Annotated in this window: 6 protein-coding genes; 3 read left to right on the top strand and 3 right to left on the bottom strand. The window is 68.1% G+C overall.

What is annotated here, in order from left to right; all coding sequences use genetic code 11:
• The first annotated feature begins 155 nt into the window (after nt 1-155).
• Complete coding sequence (locus EV653_RS14615) at nt 156-2,525, top strand: glycoside hydrolase family 65 protein (RefSeq protein WP_166679393.1); 2,370 nt, start codon at nt 156-158, stop codon at nt 2,523-2,525.
• Between the two features lie 73 nt (nt 2,526-2,598).
• Here the strand turns inward: EV653_RS14615 and EV653_RS14610 are convergent, their stop codons facing one another.
• Nucleotides 2,599-2,868 (bottom strand): GlsB/YeaQ/YmgE family stress response membrane protein, encoded by a 270-nt coding sequence (locus EV653_RS14610; RefSeq protein ID WP_134102922.1) that lies wholly within the window; start codon nt 2,866-2,868, stop codon nt 2,599-2,601.
• A gap of 159 nt (nt 2,869-3,027) precedes the next feature.
• Nucleotides 3,028-3,846 carry a hypothetical protein gene (locus EV653_RS14605; protein WP_134102919.1) on the bottom strand — a complete coding sequence of 273 codons (819 nt, stop codon included), beginning with the start codon at nt 3,844-3,846 and terminating at the stop codon, nt 3,028-3,030.
• 112 nt (nt 3,847-3,958) lie between these two features.
• On the opposite strand from EV653_RS14605, the gene EV653_RS14600 reads away from it, so the two are divergent.
• Both EV653_RS14600 and EV653_RS14595 read left to right on the top strand, forming a co-directional pair.
• Nucleotides 3,959-5,062: a DNA glycosylase AlkZ-like family protein gene (locus EV653_RS14600; RefSeq protein WP_134102916.1), complete on the top strand. Its 1,104-nt coding sequence runs from the start codon at nt 3,959-3,961 to the stop codon at nt 5,060-5,062.
• A gap of 63 nt (nt 5,063-5,125) precedes the next feature.
• On the top strand, nt 5,126-6,520 hold the full coding sequence (locus EV653_RS14595; protein WP_134102913.1) for a ricin-type beta-trefoil lectin domain protein: 1,395 nt from the start codon (nt 5,126-5,128) through the stop codon (nt 6,518-6,520).
• Here EV653_RS14595 and EV653_RS14590 read toward each other — a convergent pair.
• Nucleotides 6,419-7,348 (bottom strand): DMT family transporter, encoded by a 930-nt coding sequence (locus EV653_RS14590; RefSeq protein WP_134102910.1) that lies wholly within the window; start codon nt 7,346-7,348, stop codon nt 6,419-6,421. The genes EV653_RS14595 and EV653_RS14590 overlap by 102 nt on opposite strands.
• Nucleotides 7,349-7,378: the final 30 nt, after the last annotated feature.

The raw sequence follows: 7,378 nt of genomic DNA, 5'->3' as shown, positions 1-7,378 counted from the left end.
GTGTCAGCCGATGTGTCAGCCGATGTGTCAGCCGATGTGTCAGCCGATGTGTCAGCCGATGTGTCAGCCGATGTGTCAGCCGATGTGTCAGCCGATGTGTCAGCCGACGTGTCAGCCGACGAGTCGGCCGACGAGTCAGGAGAGGTGGAGGGCGAATGATCGACCGAGGCCATCACCCCATCGAGCCCTGGCGACTGCGGGAGACCCGTCTCGCGCTCGACAAGCTGGCGCAGTCGGAGTCGCTCTTCGCCCAGTCGAACGGCCATATCGGCCTGCGCGGCAACCTCGACGAAGGCGAGCCGTACGCGATCCCCGGCACGTACCTGAACTCCTTCTACGAGCAGCGCCCGCTCCCGTACGCCGAAGCCGGCTACGGCTACCCGGAGTCCGGGCAGACGCTCGTCGACGTGACCAACGGCAAGCTGATCCGGCTGATGGTCGACGACTCGCCGTTCGACATCCGCTACGGGTACCTGACCAAGCACGAGCGGTCGCTCGACTTCCGCACCGGCATCCTCGAACGCGACGTCGACTGGACCTCGCCGGGCGGCAAGCGGATCAAGGTCCGCAGCCGCCGCCTGGTCTCGCTGACCCAGCGCGCGATCGCTGCGATCGAGTACGTCGTCGAGCCGGTCGACCAGTCGGCCCGGTTCGTGATCCAGTCCGAGCTGGTCGCCAACGAAGCGCAGCCGAAGCTGTCCGACGACCCGCGCGTCGCCGCAGTGCTCGACAACCCGCTGAAGCCGGTCAGCCACGACGGCGGCGAGCATGGCGTCGTATTGATCCACCGGACCATGCGCAGCCAGCAGTTGATGGCAGCTGCGATGTCGCACGAGGTGGACACCACGGTCCGGTACGCGATGGACCAGGACGTGCGTGAGGACTGGGCGCGGACCACGGTGATCGCACACCTGCAGCCGCGCGAGAGCCTGCGCGTCGTGAAGTACCTGGCGTACGGCTGGTCCAGCCTGCGTTCGGAGACAGCGATCCGGGACCAGGTCGCAGCAGCCATCGCGAGCGCGCAGTTCTCCGGCTGGGACGGACTGACCAAGCAGCAGGTCGACTTCCTCGACGACTTCTGGGACGGTGCCGACGTCGAGGTGCAAGGACACCCGGAGCTGCAGCAGGCGGTGCGCTTCGCGCTCTTCCATGTGCTGCAGGCTGGTGCGCGCGCCGAGCGTCGCGCGATCCCGTCCAAGGGGCTGACCGGCGCCGGCTACGACGGGCACACGTTCTGGGACACCGAGGGCTTCGTGCTGCCGGTGCTGACCTACACCATGCCCGACGCGGCCGCCGACGCGTTGCGATGGCGACATTCGATCCTCGAGCTGGCCAAGGAGCGGGCCGAGGTCCTCGGCTTCAAAGGCGCGGCCTTCCCGTGGCGGACGATCCGCGGCCAGGAGTGCTCCGGCTACTGGCCCGCCGGTACTGCGGCGTTCCACCTCAACGCCGACATCGCCGAAGCGGTCATGCGCTACCACACCGTGACCGCCGACGACGCCTTCCTCGAAGAGGTCGGGTTGGAGTTGCTCGCGGAGACGGCCCGGCTCTGGATGTCGCTGGGACACCACGACCGCAACGGTCGCTGGCACCTGCCCGGCGTGACCGGCCCGGACGAGTACAGCGCCGTTGCCGACGACAACGTTTTCACCAACCTGATGGCGGCGCGCAACCTGCGGTTCGCGGCGGAGGTCTCGGTCAAGCTGCCCGCGAAGGCCCGTGAGCTGGGCATCGACGCCGAGGAGGAAGCCGCGTGGCGCGACGCGGCCGCTGCCGTGTACGTGCCGTACGACAAGGATCTCGGCGTACACCCGCAGTCCGAAGGGTTCACCGGGTACGCCGTGTGGGACTTCGACGCCTACAAGAACAAGTACCCGCTGCTCCTGCACGCGCCGTACTTCCAGCTGTACCGCACGCAGGTGGTGAAGCAGGCCGACCTGATCCTGGCGACGTTCTGGTGCGGTGACGCGTTCACCGACGAGGAGAAGGCGCGGAACTTCGACTACTACGAGCGGCTGACGGTGCGGGACTCGTCGTTGTCCGCGTGCGTCCAGGCTGTGATGGCCGCCGAGGTAGGGCATCTGGACCTCGCGTACGACTACGCGTACGAGGCCGCGCTGATCGACATGCGCAACCTCCACCACAACACCGGCGACGGTTTGCACATGGCGTCGCTCGGTGGTGCGTGGAGTGCGCTGGTCTGCGGCTTCGGCGGCTTGCGCGACCGCGACGGCCACCTGTCGTTCGACCCCGCGCTGCCGACCGGGCTGGGCGGGCTGAGCTTCTCGATCCGGTGGCGCGGGGTCCGGTTGAAGGTCGAGATCGATCCGGTGGCGGTGAAGTACACCGTGCACAACGGCCCGGACGCCGAGGTCACCTTCCGGCACGCCGGCGAGGAGATCACGGTCCGGGCCGACCAGCCGGTCGTCCGGACGCTGGAGAAGCGCCGACCGTTGCTGCCCCGGCCGCCGCAACCGCCGGGCCGCGAGCCGCGGCCGGCGATGGCGATCAACGAGGGCGGCTGATTCTTAGCGGCTGATTCTGGCCGGCTGATTCTGACCGGCTGATTCTGACCGGCTGACTTTGGCCGGCTGATGGTTACCGGGTGATGGACGAGTTCTTGTGGCGGGCCGACAGCGACTCGGCTGTGCCGACCAGCAGCACCGACGAGATCACCGCGATGATGAAGCCGAACACGTTCAGCTCGAAGATGCTGCCGGTGCCGAGGATCGCGGCGATCGTGCCGCCGATCACCGAACCGGCCAGGCCGAGCAGCAACGTGGCGAGCAGGCCGAGCTTCTGCTTGCCGGGCGTGAAGAGCCGGGCCAACGCTCCGATGACGAGTCCGGCGATGATGAAGCCGATCATGGCTGAAGACCTCCGAGGGTCGAACGGTAGGACTCCAGTCTCCGGCCGCGGCGGCGCCGGCGGCAGTGGAGTTCTCCCTGACCGGACCCGGATCCGACCCTGGGTTCAGCTCCCGGTGTGGGCGCCCAGTCGGAGCCAGTCGGTGGCAGTCGGCTCTGGTCAGGTCCGTGCGGTGGTGAGGAGCAGGTCGCTGTTGACCTTCAGCCTGGGCGTCGCCTGGAGCTCACTGAGCACTGCGGTCGCAAGCTCGTCGGCGGCGTCCGGGCTGCTGTGCAGCAGGGCCTGATAGCTGTTCCGGCAGGGTGAACCGGGGGCGAGAATCTCGACGTACTGCTCGATGTCCGACAGCGTCGGCTTGCCCTTGACGACGTCCGCGGTGCTCTTCGCGCACCTGATCAGGGTCGGCTGTGTCCGGGCCAGGCTGTTGTTGCCGAGCAACTGGTCCGCCAGTGCCTTCGTCAGGAAGTACTGCGCGGTGGTCCCCTTGTCCTGCAGGTACCGTGCCGTGGCGAACTCCTTGAGGCTGTCGCTGAGCACGCAGACCCCCCACTGCGGCGGTACGACGATGACCTGGCTCTTGGGCATGAACACGGGGATGTCCAGGACCCCGGCGAGACCGCCGCTGTTGTTGACGGCGATCAGGGCGGCCCGCGACGGCAGGTCGGTCGGATTCCCGGACGGCGCGGCGATCAGCCGGCTGGTGAAGCCCGCGTCCGGCATGATGATGACCGTCAGCCCGCCGATGTTCTTGAGCAGCAGCGACGTGCGGGTCGGATCGGTGCTCGCGGCCAGCGCGACGCCGTCCGCCTGGGCCTCCGCGGGGAGCTGCTCGGTGGAATGCGCACAATCGGTCGCGGCCTTGACCGGACCCGTGGTTCGCGGAAGGACGATCGAGGGGGTTTCGGTCACCGGGCTCGAACCGTTCGAACCGTCGGTGCTCGAACAACCGGCGACTGCCAGCAGCACCGCCCCGGACATGAGTGCCCAACCACGTAGCGTCACGATCAACCCCCGATCCCGAGCCCCAGGTCCCCACCTAGCTCGGCCTTCGTCCCAGAATACTGTCCGATCCGTCGCTTAGTCTCTCTTTGTGACCGTTCATCAGGTGTCGAAGCGAGATGCGCGACGGCTGGCTGTGCGCGCTCAGCTGCTGACGAGTGAGCGGCCGGACGATCTGTTCGACGTCGTGCGCGGGCTGAACGTGATCCAGCTCGACCAGACGGCGTACGTCGCGCCGAACGCGGACCTGGTCGCGTGGAGCCGGCTCGGTTCGTCGTACGACGCTGCTGAGCTTGCGGATGCCCTGGCGATGCAGCAGCTGCTCGAGCTGCGTGGGTTCGTGCGGTTGCCGGAGACGCTGGCGCTGTTCCGCGCGCAGATGGAGGCCTGGCCGTCGGACGGCGAGTCGCTGGACTGGCAGCAGTACCGCGCCGACTGGGTCAAGTCGAACGAGGGCTGCCGGCTCGACATCCTCGAGCGGCTGCGTCAGGACGGTCCGCTGGTGATGCGCGAGCTACCGGACACCTGCGTGCGGCCGTGGAAGTCGAGCGGCTGGACCAATAACCGCAACGTGTCGCAGCTGCTCGAGTTCATGATGCAGCGCGGTGAGGTGGCGATCGCGGGCCGGGACGGACGGGACCGCCTGTGGGACCTGGCGTCCCGGGTGTATCCCGACGACCCGGTCGTGCCGCTGGAGAAGGCGGCCCGGATCCGCGACGAGCAGCGGCTGCGTTCGATGGGGATCCTGCGGGCCAAGGGTCCGGCCTGCCCGGGCGAGCCGCTCGACGCCGGCGAGGTGGGGGAGCGGGCCGTCGTCGACGGCGTCCGCGGCGAGTGGCGGATCGATCCGGAGCTGCTCGACCAGCCGTTCAGCGGGCGTACGGCGATCCTCTCGCCGCTGGACCGACTGGTGTACGACCGGAAGCGGCTCGCCGAGATCTTCGACTTCGACTACCAGTTGGAGATGTACAAACCGGTCGCGAAACGCAGATGGGGGTACTTCGCGCTGCCGATCCTGCACAACGACCGGCTGGTCGGGAAGCTCGACGCGATGTCCGACCGCAAGGCCGGGGTCTTCCGGGTCGCCGCGATCCACGAGGATGAGCCGTTCTCGAAGACGCTGACCGCGGCCGTCCACCGCGAGATCCGCGATCTGGCCACCTGGCTGCGCCTGGAACTCGTGCTCACCCCTTGATGCGCTGCCTCCTTGAGGCGCTGAACCCTTGACGGATGACCATGTTCACGTAAACATCACCGGGTGAGGTCAACCGCTCGCAGTATCGCCATCGTCCTGCTGTCCCTCGTCACGCTGGCCTCCGGGCTGGCGTCCGGGCTGGCTCTGCCGGCCGCGGCCGGTCCGCCGCGGACCGACGACTTCCGCGGCGTGAACTGGGCCGATCCGCGCGACAACTACGCCCACGACGAGGTGGTCCCGTCCGGCCTGAGTACGGCGGACGACTACCGGACGACGTACCGCAAGTCGACCGGGATCGTCGGCGAGTTCCGCAAGGAGCTCAAGGCGAACACGATCCGCCTGCCGATCAACCCGTCGAGCGTGGGCACCCCGTGGTGGAACTCGTACCGCGCCGCGATCGACGCGTCGGTCGGAGCAGGGTACAAGGTCATCCTCAGCTACTGGGAGGCCGACAACGCCAAGGACGGCCGGGTCGACGACGCCGCGAAGTACGCCGCGATGTGGGACACCGTCGTGCAGGCGTACGGGCAGAATCCGCGGGTCTACTTCGAGCCGATGAACGAGCCGTTCGGGTATTCGCTGACCGAGTGGGTGTCGTTGACGTCGGCGTGGATCGCCCGGCACCACGACGTACCGCGGGGGCGGATCGTGATCTCGGGCACCGGCTACAACGACAACGTGACCGGGGTCGGCGCGGCACCCGAACTGAAGGGCACGCTGCTGTCGCTGCACTTCTACGGCTTCTGGGCCTCCGACACCACCGAGGCCGCCTGGCTGGCGAACCTCCGGCCGCGGATCGGTTCGTACGGCTGGCGCACGATCATCGACGAGGCCGGCTCGCCGATGACGATCGGCCTGAACTACGGCAACCACGAGGGCAACGTCTACACGGCGTACCTCGGCGCGCTGACGCAGGTCGCCCGCGAGCAGCAGATGGGCATCGTCTACTGGCCGGGCCTGCGCACCGGCGACTCGTACTCGATGACGACGCAGGTCGGTCCGAGCGATCTCCAGGTCAACAGCCAGAGTGGCCGTGACCAGCTGTGGTGGGGCTGGGGTCTGCTGAAGAACGAGCCGACGAACACCCTGCCGCCGGCCCCGCCGGGTGAGCCGCTGCGGGGTGTGGCGAGCGGCCGGTGTGTCGACGTACCGGGCTTCTCGACCAGTCCAGGGACAGCGCTCGACCTGTGGGACTGCAACAACGGCGGCAATCAGTCGTGGAACCAGACCGCCAGCGGTCAGCTGACTGTGTACGCCGACAAGTGCCTGACCGCCGGCGCCTCCGCGGCCACTATCGAGAACTGCACCGGCGCCGCCGACCAGACCTGGCAACTCAACGCCGACCAGACCGTTACCTCAGCAGCCGGCTGCCTCACGGCCTCCGGAACGGGCAACGGCGCCGCCGTCATTGTTGCCCCCTGCAACGGATCCGACGACCAGAAGTGGACCCGCTCCTAGCCGTGCCTTGCGTTCGATGGCCTGGCCCCAGGTGGTGCCGGCCAGGAGGAGTACGGCCCCGAGCGCGGCGGTGAGCGTCAGCTGCTCGGAGCCGAGTCCGATGCCGATGGCAACGGCCCAGATCGGCTCGGTGCCGAGGAGAAGACTTGCCCGGCTCGCAGACGTTCGTTGGACTGCCCACGTCTGCACGAGGAACGCGAAAACGCTGCAGAACAAGGCCAAATAGGCCATCTGGAGCCAGCCCACGGCGGGGATCGCGGACAGGTGAGATACGGCGGGTATCGCGAAGAGCGCGGTGCCGACGAGGGTCTGGACTGTGGTCAGCTGCAACGGCCTCAGGCCGGTGGCAAGGTGTCCGACCATTGCGACATGGCCGGCTCTGACGACGGCGGCCGCGAGCATGAGCAGGTCGCCGACGCCGGGGACGTGGAGTCCGTGGCTCGACATCAGCAGGCCGACGGCCCCGACGCAGATCGCTGCCGCGAGGTAGAACCGGCCCGGGAGCCGTCGACGATCGAGCAGCGGGGTCAGGACCAGCGTGAGGCTGATGATCAGCCCGGCGTTGGCGGCGCTGGTGTGTGTGACGCCGTACGTTTCGAGGATCAGTACGGCGGCCTGCGTGAGGCCGAGGACGCCGCCGATTCGGAGTTCCTTGCGGCTGATGCGTCGTACGAAGAGCAGCAATGCGACCGCGGAGATGGCGTACCGGACGAAGAGCACGGTCAGCACCGGCGTGGATGCGGTCGCGGTCTTGGCGGCGAGGTAGCTCGAACCCCAGACGATGGCAACCAGCAGCAGCAGGAGATCGGTACGGCGGTTTGCGGGCACGGCTCCAACGGTGACCGCTGACGACGTTGA

This window comes from Kribbella pratensis (assembly GCF_004365355.1).
GTDB lineage: Bacteria > Actinomycetota > Actinomycetes > Propionibacteriales > Kribbellaceae > Kribbella.
This window is presented reverse-complemented; position numbering and strand designations above follow the sequence as displayed.